This window comes from Pseudomonas sp. AC242 (assembly GCF_979258655.1).
In genome coordinates, this window is record NZ_OZ409873.1 from 5,779,387 (window position 1) to 5,799,911 (window position 20,525).

A 20,525-nucleotide genomic window follows, 5' to 3' on the forward strand; every position below is an offset into this window, starting at 1 on the left:
GAACCTCTATACGGACAGGCTAAAATGCGCGCCCGGCTAACCGCTGATCCTTTTCTAACGCGCCCCACAAGGTTCGCTACGTGATCGAGTTTCAAAACGTCCATAAGACTTACCGCGTCGCCGGTAAGGATATTCCCGCGCTGCACCCGACCAGTCTCTCTATCGAGAACGGGCAGGTGTTCGGCCTGATCGGTCATTCCGGCGCGGGCAAAAGTACCCTGCTGCGTCTGATCAATCGCCTGGAAGACTCCAGCGGCGGCAAGATCTTCGTCGACGGTGAAGAAGTCACCGCGCTCGACGCCAAAGGCCTGCGCCGTTTCCGTCAGCAAGTCGGGATGATCTTCCAGCACTTCAACCTGTTGGCCTCCAAGACCGTCGCCGACAACGTTGCGTTGCCGCTGACCCTGGCCGGTGAATTATCGACCAGCGAGATCAATCAGCGTGTGGCTGAACTGCTGGCGCGCGTCGGTTTGTCCGACCACGCCAAAAAGTACCCGGCGCAATTGTCCGGCGGCCAGAAGCAGCGCGTCGGCATCGCCCGCGCCCTGGCGACCAAGCCGAAAATTCTGCTGTGCGACGAGGCCACCAGTGCCCTCGACCCACAGACCACGGCCTCGGTGCTGCAACTGCTGGCCGAGATCAACCGCGAGCTGAAACTGACCATCGTCCTGATTACCCACGAGATGGACGTGATTCGTCGCGTCTGCGATCAAGTGGCGGTGATGGACGCTGGCGTGATCGTCGAGCAAGGTTCGGTGGCCGATGTGTTCCTGCATCCGCAGCACCCGACCACCAAGCGTTTTGTTCAGGAAGACGAGCAGGTCGATGAAGGCGAGCAGCGTGATGATTTCGCGCACGTGCCGGGCCGTATCGTCCGTCTGACCTTCCAGGGCGAAGCGACCTACGCGCCTTTGCTCGGTACTGTCGCCCGGGAAACCGGGGTCGACTACAGCATCCTCGCCGGTCGTATCGACCGCATCAAAGACATCCCCTACGGGCAATTGACCCTGGCCGTCACCGGTGGCGACATGGAAGCGGCCTTCGCCCGCTTCACCGCCGCTGATGTCCACATGGAGGTGCTGCGTTAATGGAAATGTTCGACGCTGCAATCAAGAATTACGACGCCGCGATAGAAGCCATCAAGCTGTTCTTCCAGAACATCGACTGGCTGGAAATCGGCCTGGCGACCAACGACACCATGATGATGCTCGGCGGCTCGCTGTTGTTCACCGTGTTGCTCGGCCTGCCGCTGGGCGTGCTGCTGTTTCTCTGCAGCCCGCGCCAGTTGCTGGAAAACCGCGTTCTCTACGCGATCATGTCGTTGGCAGTGAACATCCTGCGTTCGCTGCCGTTCATTATTCTGTTGATCGTGATGATCCCGCTCACCGTGCTGATCACTGGCACGTCGCTGGGCGTGGCCGGTGCGATTCCGCCGCTGGTGGTGGGTGCCACGCCGTTCTTCGCGCGTCTGGTGGAAACCGCGCTGCGTGAAGTCGATCGCGGCATCATCGAAGCGACCCAGGCCATGGGCGCGACCACGCGGCAGATCATTCTCAACGCGTTGTTGCCAGAGGCCCGTCCGGGCATCTATGCAGCGATTACGGTGACGGCGATTACACTGGTTTCCTACACGGCAATGGCCGGTGTGGTCGGCGCCGGTGGTCTGGGTGACCTGGCGATCCGTTTCGGCTACCAGCGTTTCCAGACTGACGTGATGATCGTCACCGTGGTGTTGCTGCTGATTCTGGTGCAAGTGCTGCAGATGGTGGGCGACCGTTTGGTCGTGCATTTCTCGCGCAAATAAGCGGTTTTGTATTGAACAGATGAGCCGGCCATTCGCTGGCAGGCGCCAGACGGGCGCCTCATAAGGAGTTAGCTGAATGAAAAAACTGATCGCTGCTTTCGCTGCCGTTGCAGCATTCTCGGCCCACGCCGAAACCCTGACCGTTGCCGCCACTCCGGTGCCGCACGCAGAAATCCTCGAGTTTGTGAAGCCAGCACTGGCCAAAGAAGGCGTGGAGCTGAAGGTCAAGGTCTTCACCGACTACATTCAGCCGAACGTACAGGTCGCGGAAAAGCGTCTGGACGCCAACTTCTTCCAGCACCAGCCGTACCTTGATGAGTTCAACAAGGCCAAGGGCACCAGTCTGGTTGCCGTGACCGGTGTGCACCTGGAGCCGCTGGGCGCTTACTCGAGCAAGCTCAAGGATCTGAAGGACCTGCCAAGCGGCGCCAACGTGGTGATCCCGAACGACGCCACCAACGGCGGCCGTGCGCTGTTGCTGCTGGCCAAGGCTGGCGTGATCACGCTGAAGGATCCGACCAACATCCTGTCGACCGTCAAAGACATCGCGACCAACCCGAAAGACCTGAAGATCCGTGAACTGGAAGCCGCGACCATCCCGCGCGTGTTGACCCAGGTCGATCTGGCGCTGATCAACACCAACTACGCGCTGGAAGCCAAGCTCGATCCGTCCAAGGATGCGCTGGTGATTGAAGGTAACGATTCGCCGTACGTGAACATCCTTGTGTCCCGCGCGGACAACAAGGACAGCGAAGCCATGCAGAAACTGGCCGCTGCGCTGCACAGCCCGGAAGTGAAGAAATTCATTACCGAGAAGTACAAGGGCGCGGTATTGCCGGCGTTCTAATTTGGATTTGGATTGCTGCAACGAAAAGGGGACGCCATGTGCGTCCCCTTTTTTGTGTCTGGCTTTGGACCTGCTGTGAAGCTTCCCCTCACCCCAGCCCTCTCCCGAAGGAGAGGGGGCCGATCGAGGTGTCTTGCGTTCTACATCGACCTGAAAGATCCAGTCGATTATGGATTCGGCAAAGCACATCGACCTGAAAGGTCTTGGCGATTATGGATTCAAAGCAGGACGTTCAATTTGGTGTGGCTCCCCAATATCCCCCAATCAGTCCCCTCTCCCTCTGGGCGGTCCGACGTTTCGGGAGGGCTAGGGTGAGGGGCTTTTCACTCTTCAGCTTTTATTTGCGGTTAAGCATCACCGGCAGCTGCACAACCAATTTGGCATTGTTCAACGGCGCCCGAATAAACCCGCGCTGCGTACCATCCGGCCCGATCACCGCCAGATTGCCGCTATGGTCGACGGTGTAATTCGGCTTACTGGTATCCGCCGGAATAAACGGAATACTCACCGCATTCGCGACCTTCTGCAGCTCTTCGATCGAGGTCGGCGTCAGGCCGACAAACTGCGGATCAAAGTAACCCAGGTACTGTTTCAACTGCTTCGGGTTATCGCGGTTCGGGTCAACGCTGACCAGCACGATCTGCAACTTGTCCACAGCGTCCTTGGGCAGTTCACTTTTGATTTGCCGCAACTGGGCGAGGGTGGTCGGGCAGATGTCCGGGCAGAAGGTGTAGCCGAAAAACAGCAGACTCCACTTACCTTTGAGCTCGTTGATCGCCACCGGCTTGCCGTCCTGATCGGTCATCGTCACGTCCGGCAGATTGCGGCTCTGCGGCAGCAGAATAATGCCGGCGTCGATCAACGCAGTCGGGTCGCCCTGGCCCTTGCCGCTCAGCACTTTGTTGACGGTAAGTCCCAGGATCAGCGCGATCACGGCGACGAGGATGAAGACGGTTTTCTGGGTTCGAGTCATAGGTTCAACAGTAAGTAGTGGTCTACGAGCAGGGCGATGAACAGCAGAAACAAGTACCAGATAGAGTACTTGAAGGTGTTGATCGCCGCGTGCGGCCGAGTGCCACGGTACAGCACCACGGCCCATTGCAGAAACCTTGCACCGAGGGCGAGCGCGCAAATCAGGTAGAGCACACCGCTCATGTGGATCACGTACGGCAGCAGACTCACCGCCAGCAGGGCGAAGGTGTAGAGCAGAATGTGCACCTTGGTGTAGTGCTCGCCGTGGGTGACCGGCAGCATCGGGATGTCAGCCTTGGCATATTCCTCTTTGCGATGGATCGCCAGCGCCCAGAAGTGCGGCGGGGTCCAGGCGAAGATGATCAGCACCAGCAACAACGGTTCGGCGCTGACGTGACCGGTGGCAGCCGTCCAGCCGAGCAGTGGTGGGGCGGCGCCGGCGAGACCACCGATGACGATGTTCTGCGGCGTCGCGCGTTTGAGGAAACCGGTGTAGATCACTGCATAACCAAGCAGCGAAGCCAGGGTCAGCCAAGCCGTCAGCGGATTGGTGAACGTCAGCAACAAGGCCTGACCGAGCAGCGCCAGCACTAACGCAAACGTCAGCGCCGCCGCCGGCGAAACCCGGCCTTCAGCCAGCGGCCGTTTGTGCGTGCGCGCCATCACCGCATCGATGCGCCGATCCACCACATGGTTGACCGCCGCCGCGCCACCGGCACACAACGCAATGCCCAGATTACCGAACACCAGTACCGTCCACGGCACCCCGGCGCGGGTCGCGAGGAACATGCCGACCAGCGAGGTGATCAGCATCAGCACCACGACTTTCGGTTTGGTCAGTTCCAGATAATCACGCCAGATCGCCTGATGCGGGCGTTCGCCAATCAGAATCGCCACGGCGTTTCTCCTTTAATAGTGATGGGCGCGGCCGCGTGTTTACGCGGGCTCAAGCGCCAGCGCGCGAGCACCGGTTGTTTGACCCGAACCAGACTGGTGCGCGCGTGGTAATTGACCAGCACCATGGTCAGCAACAGCGCCGCACCGCCGGCGTTATGCGCAACCGCCACCGGCAGCGGCAGATGGAACAACACGTTGCTGATGCCGAGGGTGATCTGTGCGGCGAGGGCGATCAGCACGAGGCCGGCCAGCCGCGTCATGCCGACCACTTTCAGTTGCCAGGCCAGACCGAGCAGCACCAACGTCACCAACAGCGCACCAATACGATGAGTCAGGTGAATCGCCGTGCGCGCATCACTGTCGAGTTGCCCACCGAGATAGTTCGGGCCGATGTGTTGGGTCAGGTGAAAACCATTGGCGAAATCCGCCGGCGGCAGCCATTGCCCATGGCAGGTCGGAAAGTCGATGCACGCCACTGCCGCGTAGTTGGAGCTGACCCAGCCACCCAGCGCAATCTGACCAATCACCAACAACAATCCCGCTGTCGCCCAATACTGCAAACGCTTGGGCACGGTCAGCGCCGGTAGCACGCCGGACAGTCTCAACGTCAGCAAAAACAGCAAACTCAACGTCGCAAAACCGCCGAGCAAATGCCCGGTGACCACTTGCGGCCAGAGTTTGAGCGTCACCGTCCACATGCCGAACGCCGCTTGCGCAAACACTACCGCCAGCAGGAACAGCGGCAGCTTCAGCGGTTGCCCCGGATGACGACGATTGACCCAAGCACGCCCGGCCAGTATCGAAATCAGCAGGCCGAGGGTGCCGGCAAAGTAGCGGTGGATCATCTCGTTCCAGCCCTTGTGCGCCTCCACCGGCGAGTCCGGGTAATGCAGTTCGGCATGGGCCAGTTGGGCTTCGCTTTTCGGCACGCTGATAAAGCCGTAGCAGCCTGGCCAGTCCGGACAGCCGAGGCCGGCGTGGGTCAGGCGCGTATAGGCGCCGAGCAGCACCACAATCAGGGCCAGCAGGGTGGCAAACAGCGCGAGGCGAAATCCAGGTTTGGCCATGACGATGCCCTTATCCGATGTTCGACAGTTTCAGCAGATGACGCAGGTCGTTGAGCAGATCCTTGCCCTTCACATTCGGCTCGTAACGCAGCACGAGGTTGCCGTGCGGGTCGATGATCCACAGTTGCGGCGTGGCTTTGTCGCCAGTCGCTTTGCTGAACACACCAGCGTCCAGCGGGTAGCGTTGCAGCTGTGGATATTCGCGGGTCAGCTTGGCGTCGTAATCAGTGCTGACCGGTTGCGCAACGGCGAGGGCGTGGCTGGCGCGGCTGGCATCGCGACCGAGGCCGATCTGGATCTGCCGCGCCAGATACACCAGTTGCTGGCAATCCACCGCGCAATCCTTCGGCGCGGTGACCAGGATCTGCCAGCGCTCCTCGTTGGCCTGCACGCCGAGGTCGGCGCGGGTCTGGCCGTTGCCGATCAGTTCGCCGTGATAGCTGCGACCCTCCGGTACCCAGAACTGCAATTTGTACATACCCGTGGCGAGCACCATCGGCCCGATCACGCCAAGCACGATCAGCAGCAATTGAATGCGTCCGCGCCGACGGGTGGCGGCAGGTTTCGCCTCAGACATGCTGGGTGGATTCATGGCCGTTCCCATGGTGGTTCTCCTTTGCGTTGTGCAAGCCCAAATAGACGTAGAGGCCGAGCAGGGCGGTGGCCATGGCGAACCACTGCACGGCGTAACCGAGGTGTTTTTCCGGGCCCATGGCAACCACTGGCCAATCGGCCTCGTAGCTGGCCGGGCCGGGTTCGGCGCGTAATTCGTAGGCGAAGCCGTCGCGATCCAGGGTTTTCCACAGCTTGGTGGGTTCGACGGCAGTGATGGTTTGCGGCCAGGTGCTGCTGACCGGATCGGCGTGCAACTGGAAAGTAGCGCCGGGGGCGACGTAGACCCAGGCATCGACATTCAACGCTTCAGTGGGCGTAGTGAATTGTGGCGGCACGCGGCGATCCGGCCACGGCAACCAGCCGCGATTGACCAGCAGCCACAGACCGCTGCGTTGATCCTGAAACGGTTGCAGCAACTCGACGCCAACCTTGCCATTCCGCTGGCGGTTATCCAGCAACAAGCTGTGCCCGGCATCGAACTGACCGTGCAGATGCACGCGGCGATAGGCCGGATCGGCGCTGTTCAGCAACTCAGTGCTGGCCATCGGTTCGGCCGCGCGGCGTTCGGCGTAACTGGCGAGCAGGGCGGTTTTCTCCGCGCCCCGGCTCAGTTGCCAGAAGCCCAGCGACACCAGCAGCGGCAGCAGCAACGCCACCACCACAGTCGGTATCACGCCCGGGCGAAAACGCTTCATGGCTGCGCCACAAAGTCAGTCGTTGCGATCGCTATACTCAACTGCATCGCCTGTCCCCCGGAGTTCTTCCCATGCTCAAAACAGCCATCGTCCTGATGCTGATTGCCACGGTGATCAGCCTGTTCAGCGGCCTGTTTTTCCTGGTCAAGGACGACAGCAGCTCGAATCGCCTGGTCATCGCCTTGAGTGTTCGGGTGGCATTGGCCGCCGCCACCGTCGGCTTGATCGCCTGGGGTTTCTACAGCGGCCAACTGGTATCGCATGCGCCTTGGTAACTCTGGTCCTCAGAGCACGTAAACGAAGATAAACAGGCCTATCCAGACCACGTCGACGAAGTGCCAATACCAGCTCGCCGCTTCGAAACCGAACTGGTGCTCGTTGTCGAAGTGGCCCTTCATGATGCGCATCAGCATCACAAACAGAATGATCGTGCCGATGGTCACGTGGGCGCCGTGGAAACCGGTGAGCATGAAGAACGTCGCGCCATAAATGCCCGAACCGAGGGTCAGCCCCAGTTCGTGATAGGCGTGAATGTATTCCTCAGCCTGGAAACCGAGAAACGCGCAGCCGAGCAGCACGGTGATCGCCAGCCAGATTTTCAGCGCGCCGCGATGGCCCTTCTTCAAGGCATGGTGGGCGATGGTGATGGTCACGCTGGAGCTGACCAGCAGGATCGTGTTGATCAGCGGCAGGCCCCACGGGCTGATGACGTCCTTGGGCGGCGGGAACAGTTTCGGGTCCGGCGTGTGCAGTAGCGGCCAGGTGAACTGAAAGTTCGGCCACAGCATATGGGCGATGCCTTTGGTGCCTTCACCGCCGAGCGCCGGCCCGGAGACGTGGCGCACATAAAACAGCGCACCGAAGAAGGCGACGAAGAACATCACTTCAGAGAAGATGAACCAACTCATGCCCCAGCGGAACGAGCGATCCAGTTGCGCGCTGTAGAGCCCTGCGCGGCTTTCCTTGATCACCGTACCGAACCAGCCGAACAGCATGTACGCCAGCAACAGGCTGCCAACGAAAAAGATGTACGGGCCGTGGGATTCCGGACGCGTCGCCTTCAGATCGTTGAACCAGACGGCCAGGCCGTACACGGTAATGGCCATGCCGAAAGTGGCGATGATCGGCCATTTGCTCTGGGCCGGAACGTAATAGTGCTCATGAGTTGCCATTTATTGTTCTCCTTATCGGGCACGCTCAACCGCCAGTGTTTACAGCCACCGGTGGATGTCGGGCGGTGATATCGAACAGCGTGTAGGACAGCGTCAGGTGCTTCACATCCTTGGGCATGTCGCGGTCAACAATGAAGCGCACCGGCATCTCGATCTGCTGACCGGGTTGCAGCACCTGCTGGGTAAAACAAAAGCATTCGGTCTTGTGGAAATACGCCGCCGCGTTGCTCGGCGCGATGCTCGGCACGGCTTGCGCACTCATCGGTTTGTCGGTGGGATTGCGCGCGATGAAGATCATCTCGTTGACCGCGCCGGGATTGGCGGTGAGTTCGTCGTGCTTGGGGTAGAAGTCCCATGGCATATCGGCGGTGTTGGTCGACAAAAACTGCACACGCACCTGGCGCGAAGTGTCGACGACCTGCTCGCCCTCGTACTGCCCGGCAGTCTTGCCATTGATGCCGAAGGCTTTGCACATCACGTCGTAGATCGGCACCAGGGCAAAGCCGAAGACAAACATCGCCACCACCACCCCGAGCAGACGGGTGACGAGTTTTTTCAGCGAGATCGAGTCAGCCATGGTTCATGCCTCCCCACCAAACCCTGTAGGAGTGAGCCTGCTCGCGATGGGTCCACCGCGGTGTGCCTGACACACCGCCATCGCGAGCAGGCTCACTCCTACAAAAGTCAGGCGTTTCATTTCACTTCCGGCGGTGTGGTGAAGGTGTGATACGGCGCCGGTGACGGCACGCTCCACTCCAGACCTTCCGCACCATCCCACGGTTTGGCCGGTGCTGGCGGGCCGCCGCGTATGGTCTTGATCACGATGAACAGGAAGAAGATCTGCGTGGCGCCGAACATGAACGCGCCAATCGACGAGACCATGTTGAAGTCGGCGAACTGCAGGTTGTAGTCCGGAATCCGTCGCGGCATTCCCGCAAGACCGACGAAGTGCATCGGGAAGAAGGTCAGGTTCATGCCGACAAACGACAGCCAGAAATGCAGCTTGCCGAGGGTTTCGTCATACATGTGACCGGTCCATTTCGGCAGCCAGTAGTAGGTCGAGGCGAAGATCCCGAAGATCGCCCCCGGCACCAGCACATAGTGGAAGTGCGCGACCACAAAGTAGGTGTCCTGATACTGGAAGTCCGCCGGGGCGATGGCCAGCATCAGTCCGGAGAAACCGCCGATGGAGAACAGGATCACGAACGCCACGGCAAACAGCATCGGCGTCTCGAAGGTCAGCGAGCCTTGCCACATGGTGCTGGCCCAGTTGAACACCTTCACCCCGGTTGGCACCGCGATCAACAGCGTGGCGTACATGAAGAACAGCTCGCCCACCAGCGGAATGCCGACCACGAACATGTGGTGCGCCCAGACAATGAACGACAGGAACGCAATGCTCGCCGTGGCGTAGACCATCGAGGTATAGCCGAACAGCGGCTTGCGCGAGAAGGTCGGGATGATCGAGCTGACCGCGCCGAAGGCCGGCAGGATCATGATGTACACCTCGGGATGGCCGAAGAACCAGAACACATGCTGGAACAGCACCGGGTCACCGCCACCGGCAGCACTGAAAAAACTGGTGCCGAAGTGGATGTCCATCAGCATCATCGTCACGCACCCGGCCAGCACCGGCATTACCGCGATCAGCAGGAACGCGGTGATCAGCCAGGTCCAGACGAACAGCGGCATTTTCATCAGGGTCATGCCGGGGGCGCGCAGGTTGAGGATGGTCGCGACCACGTTGATCGCGCCCATGATCGAACTGATCCCCATCAAGTGGATGGCGAAGATGAAGAACGTCACGCTTTCCGGCGCGTAGGTCGTCGACAGCGGCGCGTAGAACGTCCAGCCAAAGTTCGGCCCGCCACCGGGGGTGAACAGGGTCGACACCAGGATCAGGAACGCCGCCGGTAGCAGCCAGAAGCTGAAGTTGTTCATCCGTGGCAGGGCCATGTCCGGCGCGCCGATCATCAACGGAATCATCCAGTTGGCGAGGCCGACGAAGGCCGGCATCACCGCACCGAAGACCATCACCAAACCGTGCATGGTGGTCATCTGGTTGAAGAACGCCGGTTCGACGATCTGCAATCCGGGCTGGAACAGTTCGGCGCGAATCACCATCGCGAACGTGCCGCCGAGCAGGAACATGGAGAACGCAAACCACAGGTACAGCGTGCCGATGTCCTTGTGGTTGGTGGTCAGCACCCAGCGCATCAGGCCTTTGGCGGGGCCGTGGGCGTGGTCGGCATGACCATGGTCATCAATGACAGTGCTCATGGCCGGTCTCCTTTACGTGAGTGGACGGGGCGGGCCGGGGCGCGTTGCCCCGGCCGGTTCACGAAGTACGCGATAGACCGGCTCATTTGCTTTCCGCCTGTTTCAGCTCCAGCACTTCTTTTGGCGTGACCATGTCGCCTTTGTTATTGCCCCAGGCGTTACGTTCGTAGGTCACGACCGCTGCGATATCGACTTCCGACAGCTGCTTGCCGAACGCCGCCATGGCGGTACCGGGCTTGCCGTGGAAGACAATACTCAGGTGATCCTTGATCGGGCCGGTGGCGATTTTCGAGCCTTTGAGCGCCGGGAACATCGGTGGCAGGCCCTGGCCTTCGGCCTGGTGACAGGCAACGCAGGTGGTGTGGTAGACCTTGTCGCCACGTTCCTTGAGTTCGTCGAGGGTCCATTCCTTGCTGGTCAGCTCTTTAAGCTGCGCGGCTTCGGCTTTGCGCTCGGCGAGCCACTTGTCGTAGTCGGCCTTGTCCTTGACCTCGACCACGATCGGCATGAAGCCGTGATCCTTGCCGCACAGTTCGGCGCACTGGCCACGGTAAATGCCGGGCTTGTCGATGCGCGTCCACGCCTCGTTGACGAACCCCGGAATCGCATCGCGTTTCACCGCAAAGGCCGGTACCCACCAGGAGTGAATAACGTCGGCAGAAGTCACAAGGAAGCGCACTTTGGCCCCGGTCGGCAGCACCAATGGCTTGTCGACCTCGAGCAAGTAGTGCTCGCCCTTGGTTTCCTTGTTGTGGATCTGCTCGGCGGGGGTGGCCAGATTGCTGAAGAACTCGACGTCCTGACCCAGGTATTTGTAGTGCCACTTCCACTGATAACCGGTGATCTGGATATCGATATCCGGCTCACTGGTGTCGTACATCTTGATCAGGGTGGCGGTCGCCGGCACGGCCATCGCTACAAGAATCAGGAACGGTACGACGGTCCAGAGAATTTCGACGGTGGTGCTTTCGTGGAATTTTGCGGCGACCTGCCCGGTAGAACGGCGGTGCACCATCATCGACCAGAACATGGCGCCGAAGACGATGATCCCGATCACCACACAGATCCAGAATATGGTCATGTGCAGGTCGAATACTGCGTGACTGATTTCAGTCGCTCCAGGCGCCATATTCACAGTCCATGCGGCATGCGCGGGACTGAAAATCGACCACAACAGGAGGCCCATCCAGACGTGTGGATGTCGCATCATTGCGGGTTCCCCTTATCGTTCTTGTTATCCCGCCGGCTTTCGCCTGCGGCAAGGGAGCGGCTGCATCAGACTACGAACTTGAATCGCCGGGCCTTGCTGCGGGTGCAGTCGGGCGTCATCAGCTAACTCCATTCACTGGCGAGTATAGACAGCGACGGGAAATTGCAATGTGCACACGTAAATCAACTGAAACAGCCGGGACTTGCGTTCAAGGGCACGAATGGAGAAGGATGCAGACGAGTGGTGGCAAACCGATATAACGCAGGCGCATCAAGGATGAAATAATTATGACAAATGCGTCTTAGCATTTTTCGTAAGCCAGCTAACTTATGTCTTCCCTATTTCATTGCCTTGTTTCCTGGAGTTTTCATGAACACCGCCGCATTGCGCGAGCAGATCCAAAAAGCCCAACAACACGAAAAAGACACCGGCCTGCTGACCCGTCAGTTGGAGAGCAAGCTGCCTCATTTACACCCGGCGATCCAATTGCCGGAAGCCGACGCCAACGGTGTGCTGACGCGTTTTGTCGCCGCCTACATTGATGAAGTGCCAGACCTGCTGGATGCAGCCAATGAAGTCGCCAGGGAAGCGGGAATCGAATCGCAGATCAAACCGGTGCTGAAAATCGCCGAGCAGTATTTCCTCCAGCCGCCAGCCATCATGGCCGGGCACGTTGGCCTGGATAGCCTGCTGGATGAAGCCTATCTGGCGCACCGTTTTGTCGAAGAGGTCAACGACCTGTACATCAAGCATTTCGGCCAGCCACTGATCCCCTTGGACATGACGGTCGCCAACTTGATTGCTCACCAATTGATCGGTGAGGAATTTGCCAACCAACTGGACGAAGCGGTGCATCACGCGATCGACGAGATGCTCAACGACGAAAGTTTTGCGCTGGAATCGGTAGAAGCCTACCGCGAAAAACTCAGCAGCCCGGACACCGGCGCCGCGTGGAAACGCTGGCCGTGCATGAGCCGCCGACTGGGTGTGGGCCTGGAACTGGACCAGCCTGCCGCGTAATCCTGAGCGACACCCAAATACCTGTGGGAGCTGGCTTGCCAGCGATAGCGGTGGATCAGTCAGCATTGTCAGTGACTGACACTCCGTCTTCGCTGGCAAGCCAGCTCCCACAGGGTTTTTGTTCAGGCGGGAAGATTTAGCCGGCGGCGCCGATACCGGTAGTAGTTCGAATCCGTCCCTCAAGCCTGCGCTTCAACCCACGCGACTCAATCAACAGCTTCGAGCCCTTCGCCGCATTCGCCCGGCCCCACTCTTCCAGCAACTCCAGACACGAATGGTCGATGTAGCTCAGGTTATTGAGCGGCACATGCACCGTCGTCCCCTGCGGAATACTGCCCAGCACTTGCGTCAGCGCCGGCACCTTGAGGAATGTCGCCGCACCGACCAGACGCAACTCCATCTCACCATCCTGTGGCAGATCGATCAGGCTGATCTTCAACCGCGACGCTTTGAACGCGAGTTTCAACAGCGTCAGACCGAAACCGATCAACACCCCGGTCAGCAGGTCAGTGAAGATGATCGCCAGCGCCGTCGCCGCATAGGTGAACATCGGCATCCGTCCATAACGTCCCAGACCTCGAAATGCTTTGAGATCGACCAGTTTGAACCCGGTGTAAACCAGCACACCCGCCAGGCTCGCCACCGGAATGCTTTGCAGCACGCTCGACAGCAACAACACGAACGCCAGCAGCCACAGGCCATGGAAGATCGTCGAGTAACGCGTGGTCGCACCGGCCTGGACGTTGGCCGAACTGCGCACGATTACCCCGGTCATCGGCAGCGCACCGAGCAGACCGCAGAGCATGTTGCCGACCCCTTGCGCCGACAGTTCACGGTCGAAGTCCGATCGCACGCCGCTGTGCATGCGATCCACCGCAGCAGCGGAGAGCAGCGTCTCGGCGCTGGCAATGAATGCCACGGCGAACGCGGCGATCAACAGCGTAGGGTCGGCCAGACTGAGCAGATCAGCAGGTTTGAGCCAATCGATGGCCTCCGCCAGATTCGCCGGCACCTCGACGCGTTTGACCTGCAAAGCGAGCAACAGACTTGCCCCAGTTGCCAGACCGACACCGAGCAATGCGCCCGGAACGAAGCGCAGCGAATGTGGGCGGAATTTTTCCCACAGCCACATCACCGCAATCGTCGACAGTCCGAGCAGCCCGGCCTGCCAGCCGAACGACGGCAAGGCCTGCGCCACTGCCGCCGGGAATGCCGTGAGGTTATCCAGCCCCGAGGGCTTCGGTGACGCATCGAGCATCACATGCACCTGTGACAGCACGATCAATACGCCAATCCCCGCCAGCATCCCGTACACCACCGCTGGCGCCGTAACCCGAAACCAGCAGCCTAGCTTCAAGCGGCCGGCGACCAGTTGCAGAAAACCGGCAAGCAACAGAATCGGCCCGAGCATCTCGATGCCGTGCTGGCGCACCAGTTCAAACACCAACACCGCCAGCCCCGCCGCCGGCCCGCTGACCTGCAACGGCGAGCCCGCCAACCAACCGACCACCAGACCACCGATAATCCCAGTGATCAAACCCTTGGCCGGTGGCAACCCTGACGCAATCGCGATACCCATGCACAGCGGCAACGCGACCAGAAACACAACCACTGAAGCGAGCAACTCCCGTGGCAACACCGCTTTCAATTGAGCCGCACGCATGGCGATTCTCCCGAAGTTTTCTTCAGGCATGGCTTCGCCGAACCGCTGAAACAGCGGCCGGCGTCAAACCACACAGATGTTTAGGAAGATTTAGAAGCGCGCTTTGGGCGTCGCCACCGGAATCGGATGGCTACCGTCGAGCGGCAGGAAACGGCCCTGATCCGCGTCGTAAGCTTTGATTTCGCTGGTTTCGATGTCGTAGACCCAGCCATGGATGAACAGATGACCGTTCGCCATGCGCGAGGCTACCGAAGGATGGGTACGCAAGTGCTGCAGTTGGGCGATGACGTTTTCCTCGGTGAGGATCGGCATGCTTTCTTTTTCGTCGGCGCAGTTACAGTTCTCATGCACCATGGTTTTCGCGACTTCAGCGTGGCGCAGCCAGGCTTTGACCGTCGGCATTTTTTCCAGGCTGTCCGGATTGAGCACTGCACGCATGGCGCCGCAATCGGAGTGGCCGCAGATGATGATGTGCTGTACGCCGAGCGCCAGTACCGCGTATTCGATGGCGGTGGAAACGCCGCCGTTCATCTGCCCGTAAGGCGGCACGACGTTGCCGACGTTACGGGTCACGAACAGATCGCCGGGCGAGCTGTGGGTAATCAGCTCGGGGACGATACGCGAGTCGGCGCAGGTGATGAACATCGCCTTGGGCGCCTGCGCCGTGGCAAGTTTCTTGAAGAGCTCTTCCTGCTGTGGGAAGACCTCATGATGAAAATGCAAAAAGCCGTCTACGATCTGTCGCAGCGCTGCATCGGCGGATTCCGCTTCAGGGGGTTGCGCCGACGCAGCCAACGGCTGTTTATCCTTGTCACTCATGATTCATCCTCTTTGGCGGATTAGGGGAGTCATTCCCATGTATTCCGGTATGAAGCCAGTGGCTGTTTAAAACATCCGGGTCATCCCGACCCGTCAGTCACTCGATGAACAAGGTAGCCGCCGAAACTTAACTCAAACTGAATCAAACGCTCTAGAACGTGTGTTCCAGGTCACAAAAAACGTGACTGGGTGATTTCGGCGGAAGGATTCCAACCCCTCAACCATAGGCCAATTGTCGCTAAATCAACGACATCTGGCGACCCGGCGGACAGAAGGCCGTGCAATCGAGGTTATAGCCTTCGCGCTGATTCATGCCAAGACGCTTGATGGCTTTGGCAAAACGCTGCGCGAGCAGGTCGGCAAATACCCCTTCGCCGCGCATGCGTGCGCCAAAACGGCTGTCGTAGAGCTCGCCGCCACGGCTCTGGCGGATCAGGCTCAGCACGTGTGCGGCGCGTTGCGGATAGTGCGCCGCCAGCCATTCCTCGAACAACGGCGCCACCTCCAGCGGCAGGCGCAGCATCATGTATGCCGCGCTTTGCGCACCGGCTGCGTGGGCCTCGTTGAGCAGGTTTTCGATTTCACTGTCGTTGATCATCGGAATCATCGGCGAACACAGCACGCCGACCGGAATGCCGGCCTCGCGCATGACCCGAATGGCGCGCAAGCGCGCTTTGGGTGCCGCTGCGCGCGGTTCGAGGATGCGTTTGAGCTCGTCATCGAGTGTGGTCAGGCTGATCATCACCGCCACCAGACGTTGCTGCGCCAGCTCGGTCAGCAGATCTAGATCGCGAAGAATCAGCGAGCCTTTGGTGACGATGGTCACTGGGTGCTTATAACGCAGCAGCACTTCGAGGGTCTGCCGGGTGATTTTGTGTTCGCGCTCGATCGGCTGATACGGATCGGTATTGGAGCCCAGGTTGATCGGCGCGCATTGATAGCCTTTCTTTCCGAGCTGTTCTTCCAGCACCTGGGCGGCGTTGGTCTTGGCGATCAACCTGGTTTCGAAGTCCAGCCCCGGTGACATGTCCCAATAGGCGTGGCTGGGTCGTGCGTAGCAATAGATGCAGCCATGCTCGCAGCCGCGATAAGGATTGATCGAGCGGTCGAAGGGCAGATCGGGAGATGTGTTGCGGGTGATGATGGTCTTTGCGGTTTCGATCATCACCTCGGTGCCTTGAGTCAGCGGCACTTCCTGGTACCAGCCGTCATCCTCGGCCACCGATCGGTTCGGCGCGAAGCGGTTGTGCGGGTTGCTGGCGGTGCCGCGACCGCGAGGCGGTAGAGGATTGATCATTGGGCAGGCTCCTGATCTGTATATGCATACAGTACATGTGCGGGGCCACTGTGATCCAGTACCGTTCAGCGATGGGAAACTTGCTGACTGGAAAAGTTTATATATAAGTGCAAAGTACAATCCGAGATACATATGCCCCGTTGTCGCGACAAGTTATCGAATATAGTCTTGGTTACTTCTATCGGCACTTGGCTGGTAACTAAATTAAAAAGGGTTTAATTCGTGTCTTATCTCAATCAACGTGGTGTGTTCTTGCAGTTGATGCTGCCGAATGCTTCGGAGCCAAATACTATTGTTTCCATGCAACTGGCCCGTAAGGAGTTGGGCTGGAATGCCGAGGAAGAGCTGCCCACCGAGGGGCTGGTCGATTCGATCTACGTGGTGGCGGTGTCCAGCGACCGTGGCAAGACATTCACTATTCGTAACAACAAGAAAGATGTAGACGGTGATGGCGATATTGATAACGACGACAAGGCGAAGTTGATTGCATTGGCCAAGGCTTATGTAAGTATCGTTAATCCGTAATTGAAAGTGCAAGAGTCGCAAACAAATAACAATAAAGTCCTGCATGAAAATTCATGCAGGGCTTTATTGTTTTAGAAGAAGACACTGTGAATGGAAGGTGATCAGTCAAGGGCTGGCTGGGCATACACCCTGTCAACTCTGACAGTAGACCGGAATTCTCGCCAAGCCTAATCTCAAACACGCAATCAATCTGAAGGGTTTCATCCATGGCTATCAGAATACTGCTGGAAATTGCGGATATGGATCGAGATGGAAGTCCGGAAATCGCGTTTTATCACTACAGTGAAGACGCGACCGAAATGATGGATTACGACTATTCGCTTTTTGCTTCGTCGTCGCAGGCCAATGGCCGTTATGACTTGATCTCCGAAGACGCCATCGATACTGACGGCGATGGCGACACCGACATATACGACGAGAAGCTTTATCTGCAGTTGGCCGATGCATTCGTGCAGTTCAAAGGCTTTCAGTCCAAGCGTTGATTGGCCGCTGACACCACACGAAAAGTCGAACCGTGCCAGCGGCGTATCAATCACATCCGTCAGTTATGCGTGGTGACTTGCCCCAAATCATCCCCGGAAGTCGTCTGCATATCGTTCTTGCGCAGATTGGCCACATCCTCAGCGTCAACCGGCGCACCTTTATTACCCCAACTGCCACGGATGAAGCTCACCACATCCGCCACTTCCTGATCCGACAGGCGCCAGGCGAAGCCCGGCATGGTGAAGGTCGACGGTGCCGTGTGCGTCGCCGGTAACGTGCCGCCCTTGAGCACGATGTGGATCAACGAAGTCGGGTCTTCCGATTGCAGCACCGGATTACCCGCCAGCGCCGGGAACACCCGGGTGTAGCCGTGGCCATCGGTGCGGTGGCACGCGGCGCAGTTGTCGATGTATACCGAAGCACCGCGCTGACTGTCATCGCCATTCCATAGGGCTTTCGCCGCTTTCTCGTCGTACTGATGCGGCTGATCGTTAGGATCACTGGCCGGCAGCGACTTGAGGTAGCGGGCAATTGCGGTCAGATCCGCGTCGGTCATGTATTGCATGCTGTGGGTGACCACATCACTCATGCCGCCGAACACGGCGCTGCGATCGCTGCGACCGGTCTTGAGGAACTGCACCAGTTGCTCCTCGCTCCAGCTGCCGAGGCCATCCTTGTGATCGCCGCGCAGGCTCTTGGCGATCCAGCCTTCCAGCGGCGCACTGCCGGCGAGGAAGTTGCTGCCATCGGCAGCGCTCAGGGATTTTTCCTGCATGGTCAGGGCGCGCGGCGTATGGCAAGCGCCGCAATGGCCAAGGCCTTCGACCAGATAGGCACCGCGGTCGATCACCGGGTCGGCACTTGTCGTTTTGTAGTCCTCGACCTTCGGCGCAAACATCCAGCGCCAGCCCATCAGCGGCCAGCGCATGCTCAACGGCCATGGAATATCACTGGCCTTGTTCTCTTGCGCCACCGGTTCTACGCCGTGCATGAAGTAGGCGTACAGCGCTTGCATGTCGGTTTCGCTGACACGGGCGTAGGACGGATACGGCATCGCCGGGTACAACGTACTGCCGTTTTTGGCGACGCCATGGCGCACGGCCTGATCGAAGTCTTCGAAGCTGTATTCGCCGACGCCGGTCTTGTCCGGGGTGATGTTGGTCGAGTAAATGGTGCCGATCGGGGTTTCCATCGGCAGGCCACCGGCGAACGGTTTGCCGCCCTTGGCGGTGTGGCAGGCCACGCAGTCACCGGCGCGGGCGAGGTATTCGCCCTGTTTGATCAAGCTTTGATCAACGTCGGCCGCATGAGTGGAGGCACTGCCGAGCAGCGCCAGGGTCGCGATAACGAGATTTTTCATGGTCATCGCTCCTTAAGCCTGAACCAGCGGGCCGGGGTTTTTCAGGTACTGCTCGCGGATTGCCTTCGCCGACCAGTAGGTCAGTGCGGCAACCAGACCGGTCGGGTTGTAACCCAGGCCTTGCGGGAACGCGGAGGCACCCGGAACGAAGACGTTATGTACGTCCCAACTCTGCAGGTAGCGGTTCAGCGCGCTCTTCTTCGGATCGGTGCCCATGATCGCGCCGCCGTTGAGGTGGGTGGTCTGGTAAGAGGCGGTGTTGAAGTGATCGCCGACTTTCTTGCCGATCACGGCAATGGCTTTCGGCCCCATCGCTTCGGCGACCTTGCCCATTTTCTCGACCATGAAGCGGTTCATCTTGATGTCGTTTTCCTGCCAGTCGAAGGTCATCCGCAGCAGCGGCAAGCCGTAGGCATCGCGGTACACCGGATCGAGATCAAGGTAGTTGCCCCGATAAGACTGATGCGCGCCGTGGGCGTCCATCGACACCTGGTGGGTGTAGTAATCAGCGGTCGCGCGTTTCCAGTCACTGCCCCAGGCCGGGGTGCCCGGCGGGTTCGAGGTGCCGGCAATCGGCCGGCTGCCGGCCTGGTTGACCCACATCGGCGAGCCGCCGACAAAGCCGTGCGGTCCGTGGTCAAAGTTGTCGGCGTTGAAGTCGTCCAGCGCCACGCCGTTGCCGCCGGCGCCAATGAAGTTGTTAGTGTGGATGTCCTTGTCGAAGAACGCCTTGATGGTCGCCATGTTCTGGTAGGCGAAGTTACGCCCGACCACGCCTTCGCCGCTGATCGGGTCGTACGGCTTGCCGATGCCGGAGAGCAGCATCAGACGCACGTTGTGCAACTGGAACGCGCCGAGAATCACCAGATCCGCCGGTTGCTCGATTTCGCGACCCTGGCCGTCGATGTAGGTCACGCCGGTGGCTTTGGATTTCGTGCTGTCGAGGTTGACCCGCAGCACGTGCGAGTTAGGTCGCAACTCGAAATTCGGCAAAGGTTTCAGCGCCGGCAGAATGTTCACGTTTGGCGAAGCCTTGGAGTACATGTAGCAAACATAACCACTGCAGAAACCGCAGAAGTTGCACGGGCCCGTCTGCGCACCGTAAGGATTGGTGTACGGCCCGGAGGTGTTCGCGGACGGCAGGTTGTAGGGTTTGTAACCGACTTCTGTCGCCGCTTTACCGAACAGCTGTGCGGATACCGTGTTCTTCTGCGCCTCCAGCGGAAACGGGTTGGAGCGATCCGGTGCGTACGGGTTGCCGCCCTTGCCTTGACCGACCAGTTGGCCCTTCACGGTCCAGGCCTGGCCCGAGGTGCCGAAGACTTTTTCGGCGAAATCGAAGAACGGCTCCAGTTCTTCATAGCTGACGCCGAAGTCCTGGATAGTCATGTCCTTGGGGATAAAGCTTTTGCCGTAGCGCTCTTCGTAATGGCTGCGCATGCGCAATTCGATCGGGTCGACGCGAAAGTGCACGCCCGACCAGTGCAGACCGGCGCCGCCAACACCATTGCCGGGCAGAAACGCGCCCAACTGGCGGTTCGGCAGGGCGATGTCGTTGACGCTGTGGCGAATAGTGACCGTCTCTTTGGAGATGTCCTGAAAGAGTTTTTTCCGCACGCTGTAGGTGAGCTCGTCGATCACCTGGGGATAGTTGCCGTCGGGGTAGGTGTCCTGCATCGGCCCGCGCTCCAGCGCCAGCACGTTGAGACCCGCTTCGGTCAGCTCCTTGGCCATGATCGCGCCGGTCCAGCCAAAACCAACGATGACTGCGTCAACCTTCTTCATTACCGTTGCCATGC

Annotated in this window: 21 protein-coding genes; 7 read left to right on the forward strand and 14 right to left on the reverse strand. The window is 59.4% G+C overall.

The genetic code is table 11. The features are described from left to right. The first annotated feature begins 80 nt into the window (after window positions 1-80). The 3 genes from ACZZ0A_RS26075 (at window position 81) to ACZZ0A_RS26085 (ending at window position 2,651) form a co-directional block, all read left to right on the forward strand. The gene (locus ACZZ0A_RS26075; protein WP_463543913.1) at window positions 81-1,088 is read left to right on the forward strand and encodes a methionine ABC transporter ATP-binding protein; all 1,008 of its coding nucleotides are present in this window, start codon (window positions 81-83) and stop codon (window positions 1,086-1,088) included. 5 nt (window positions 1,089-1,093) lie between these two features. Next, the gene (locus ACZZ0A_RS26080; protein WP_172680176.1) at window positions 1,094-1,804 is read left to right on the forward strand and encodes a methionine ABC transporter permease; all 711 of its coding nucleotides are present in this window, start codon (window positions 1,094-1,096) and stop codon (window positions 1,802-1,804) included. 76 nt (window positions 1,805-1,880) lie between these two features. After that, window positions 1,881-2,651, forward strand: a complete 771-nt coding sequence (locus ACZZ0A_RS26085; protein WP_463543914.1) for a MetQ/NlpA family ABC transporter substrate-binding protein — start codon at window positions 1,881-1,883, stop codon at window positions 2,649-2,651. A gap of 337 nt (window positions 2,652-2,988) precedes the next feature. On the opposite strand, the gene ACZZ0A_RS26090 is transcribed toward ACZZ0A_RS26085, so the two are convergent. Genes ACZZ0A_RS26090 through ACZZ0A_RS26110 form a run of 5 tightly spaced genes read right to left on the reverse strand, consistent with a single transcriptional unit; the run spans window position 2,989 to window position 6,897 of the window. Further along, entirely contained in the window at window positions 2,989-3,624 is a 636-nt protein-coding gene (locus tag ACZZ0A_RS26090) for an SCO family protein (protein ID WP_095113102.1), read from the reverse strand. Continuing rightward, window positions 3,621-4,520, reverse strand: coding sequence for a heme o synthase (cyoE, locus tag ACZZ0A_RS26095; protein ID WP_038365028.1), 900 nt, complete (start codon window positions 4,518-4,520; stop codon window positions 3,621-3,623). Before cyoE ends, ACZZ0A_RS26090 begins: the two co-directional genes overlap by 4 nt. Beyond that, complete coding sequence (locus ACZZ0A_RS26100; RefSeq protein WP_095113101.1) at window positions 4,508-5,587, reverse strand: COX15/CtaA family protein; 1,080 nt, start codon at window positions 5,585-5,587, stop codon at window positions 4,508-4,510. The genes cyoE and ACZZ0A_RS26100 overlap by 13 nt, the downstream gene beginning before the upstream one ends. 10 nt (window positions 5,588-5,597) lie before the next feature. After that, the gene (locus ACZZ0A_RS26105) at window positions 5,598-6,191 is read right to left on the reverse strand and encodes a hypothetical protein (protein ID WP_463543915.1); all 594 of its coding nucleotides are present in this window, start codon (window positions 6,189-6,191) and stop codon (window positions 5,598-5,600) included. Continuing rightward, the gene (locus ACZZ0A_RS26110; RefSeq protein WP_007911733.1) at window positions 6,157-6,897 is read right to left on the reverse strand and encodes an SURF1 family protein; all 741 of its coding nucleotides are present in this window, start codon (window positions 6,895-6,897) and stop codon (window positions 6,157-6,159) included. The genes ACZZ0A_RS26105 and ACZZ0A_RS26110 overlap by 35 nt, the downstream gene beginning before the upstream one ends. Before the next feature lie 71 nt (window positions 6,898-6,968). On the opposite strand from ACZZ0A_RS26110, the gene ACZZ0A_RS26115 reads away from it, so the two are divergent. After that, the gene (locus ACZZ0A_RS26115; RefSeq protein ID WP_007911731.1) at window positions 6,969-7,172 is read left to right on the forward strand and encodes a twin transmembrane helix small protein; all 204 of its coding nucleotides are present in this window, start codon (window positions 6,969-6,971) and stop codon (window positions 7,170-7,172) included. Between the two features lie 9 nt (window positions 7,173-7,181). Here the strand turns inward: ACZZ0A_RS26115 and ACZZ0A_RS26120 are convergent, their stop codons facing one another. From ACZZ0A_RS26120 to coxB, 4 genes are all read right to left on the reverse strand, one after another. After that, complete coding sequence (locus ACZZ0A_RS26120; RefSeq protein ID WP_007911729.1) at window positions 7,182-8,069, reverse strand: cytochrome c oxidase subunit 3; 888 nt, start codon at window positions 8,067-8,069, stop codon at window positions 7,182-7,184. 25 nt (window positions 8,070-8,094) lie between these two features. After that, window positions 8,095-8,646 carry a cytochrome c oxidase assembly protein gene (locus tag ACZZ0A_RS26125; RefSeq protein ID WP_038365040.1) on the reverse strand — a complete coding sequence of 184 codons (552 nt, stop codon included), beginning with the start codon at window positions 8,644-8,646 and terminating at the stop codon, window positions 8,095-8,097. 116 nt (window positions 8,647-8,762) lie between these two features. After that, the gene (gene ctaD / locus ACZZ0A_RS26130; RefSeq protein WP_463543916.1) at window positions 8,763-10,349 is read right to left on the reverse strand and encodes a cytochrome c oxidase subunit I; all 1,587 of its coding nucleotides are present in this window, start codon (window positions 10,347-10,349) and stop codon (window positions 8,763-8,765) included. A gap of 82 nt (window positions 10,350-10,431) precedes the next feature. Next, the gene (gene coxB / locus ACZZ0A_RS26135) at window positions 10,432-11,559 is read right to left on the reverse strand and encodes a cytochrome c oxidase subunit II (protein WP_007911723.1); all 1,128 of its coding nucleotides are present in this window, start codon (window positions 11,557-11,559) and stop codon (window positions 10,432-10,434) included. A gap of 369 nt (window positions 11,560-11,928) precedes the next feature. Between coxB and ACZZ0A_RS26140 the strand changes: the two genes are divergently transcribed. Beyond that, window positions 11,929-12,579, forward strand: coding sequence for a hypothetical protein (locus ACZZ0A_RS26140; protein WP_007911722.1), 651 nt, complete (start codon window positions 11,929-11,931; stop codon window positions 12,577-12,579). A gap of 136 nt (window positions 12,580-12,715) precedes the next feature. On the opposite strand, the gene ACZZ0A_RS26145 is transcribed toward ACZZ0A_RS26140, so the two are convergent. The 3 genes from ACZZ0A_RS26145 to ACZZ0A_RS26155 all read right to left on the reverse strand — a co-directional run bounded on the left by ACZZ0A_RS26145 (window position 12,716) and on the right by ACZZ0A_RS26155 (window position 16,358). After that, window positions 12,716-14,242: a SulP family inorganic anion transporter gene (locus ACZZ0A_RS26145; RefSeq protein ID WP_007911721.1), complete on the reverse strand. Its 1,527-nt coding sequence runs from the start codon at window positions 14,240-14,242 to the stop codon at window positions 12,716-12,718. 90 nt (window positions 14,243-14,332) lie between these two features. After that, window positions 14,333-15,061: a carbonic anhydrase gene (locus ACZZ0A_RS26150; protein WP_463543917.1), complete on the reverse strand. Its 729-nt coding sequence runs from the start codon at window positions 15,059-15,061 to the stop codon at window positions 14,333-14,335. 238 nt (window positions 15,062-15,299) lie between these two features. Further along, window positions 15,300-16,358 (reverse strand): PA0069 family radical SAM protein, encoded by a 1,059-nt coding sequence (locus tag ACZZ0A_RS26155; RefSeq protein ID WP_463543918.1) that lies wholly within the window; start codon window positions 16,356-16,358, stop codon window positions 15,300-15,302. A 222-nt stretch (window positions 16,359-16,580) separates the two neighbouring features. On the opposite strand from ACZZ0A_RS26155, the gene ACZZ0A_RS26160 reads away from it, so the two are divergent. Both ACZZ0A_RS26160 and ACZZ0A_RS26165 read left to right on the forward strand, forming a co-directional pair. Then, complete coding sequence (locus ACZZ0A_RS26160) at window positions 16,581-16,883, forward strand: hypothetical protein (RefSeq protein WP_007911718.1); 303 nt, start codon at window positions 16,581-16,583, stop codon at window positions 16,881-16,883. Window positions 16,884-17,089: 206 nt separating this feature from the next. Then, window positions 17,090-17,365 carry a hypothetical protein gene (locus ACZZ0A_RS26165; protein ID WP_463543919.1) on the forward strand — a complete coding sequence of 92 codons (276 nt, stop codon included), beginning with the start codon at window positions 17,090-17,092 and terminating at the stop codon, window positions 17,363-17,365. A gap of 59 nt (window positions 17,366-17,424) precedes the next feature. Here the strand turns inward: ACZZ0A_RS26165 and ACZZ0A_RS26170 are convergent, their stop codons facing one another. After that, window positions 17,425-18,726, reverse strand: a complete 1,302-nt coding sequence (locus ACZZ0A_RS26170) for a c-type cytochrome (protein ID WP_463543920.1) — start codon at window positions 18,724-18,726, stop codon at window positions 17,425-17,427. Between the two features lie 12 nt (window positions 18,727-18,738). Then, window positions 18,739-20,523, reverse strand: a complete 1,785-nt coding sequence (locus ACZZ0A_RS26175) for a GMC family oxidoreductase (protein ID WP_463543921.1) — start codon at window positions 20,521-20,523, stop codon at window positions 18,739-18,741. Window positions 20,524-20,525 lie beyond the last annotated feature (2 nt).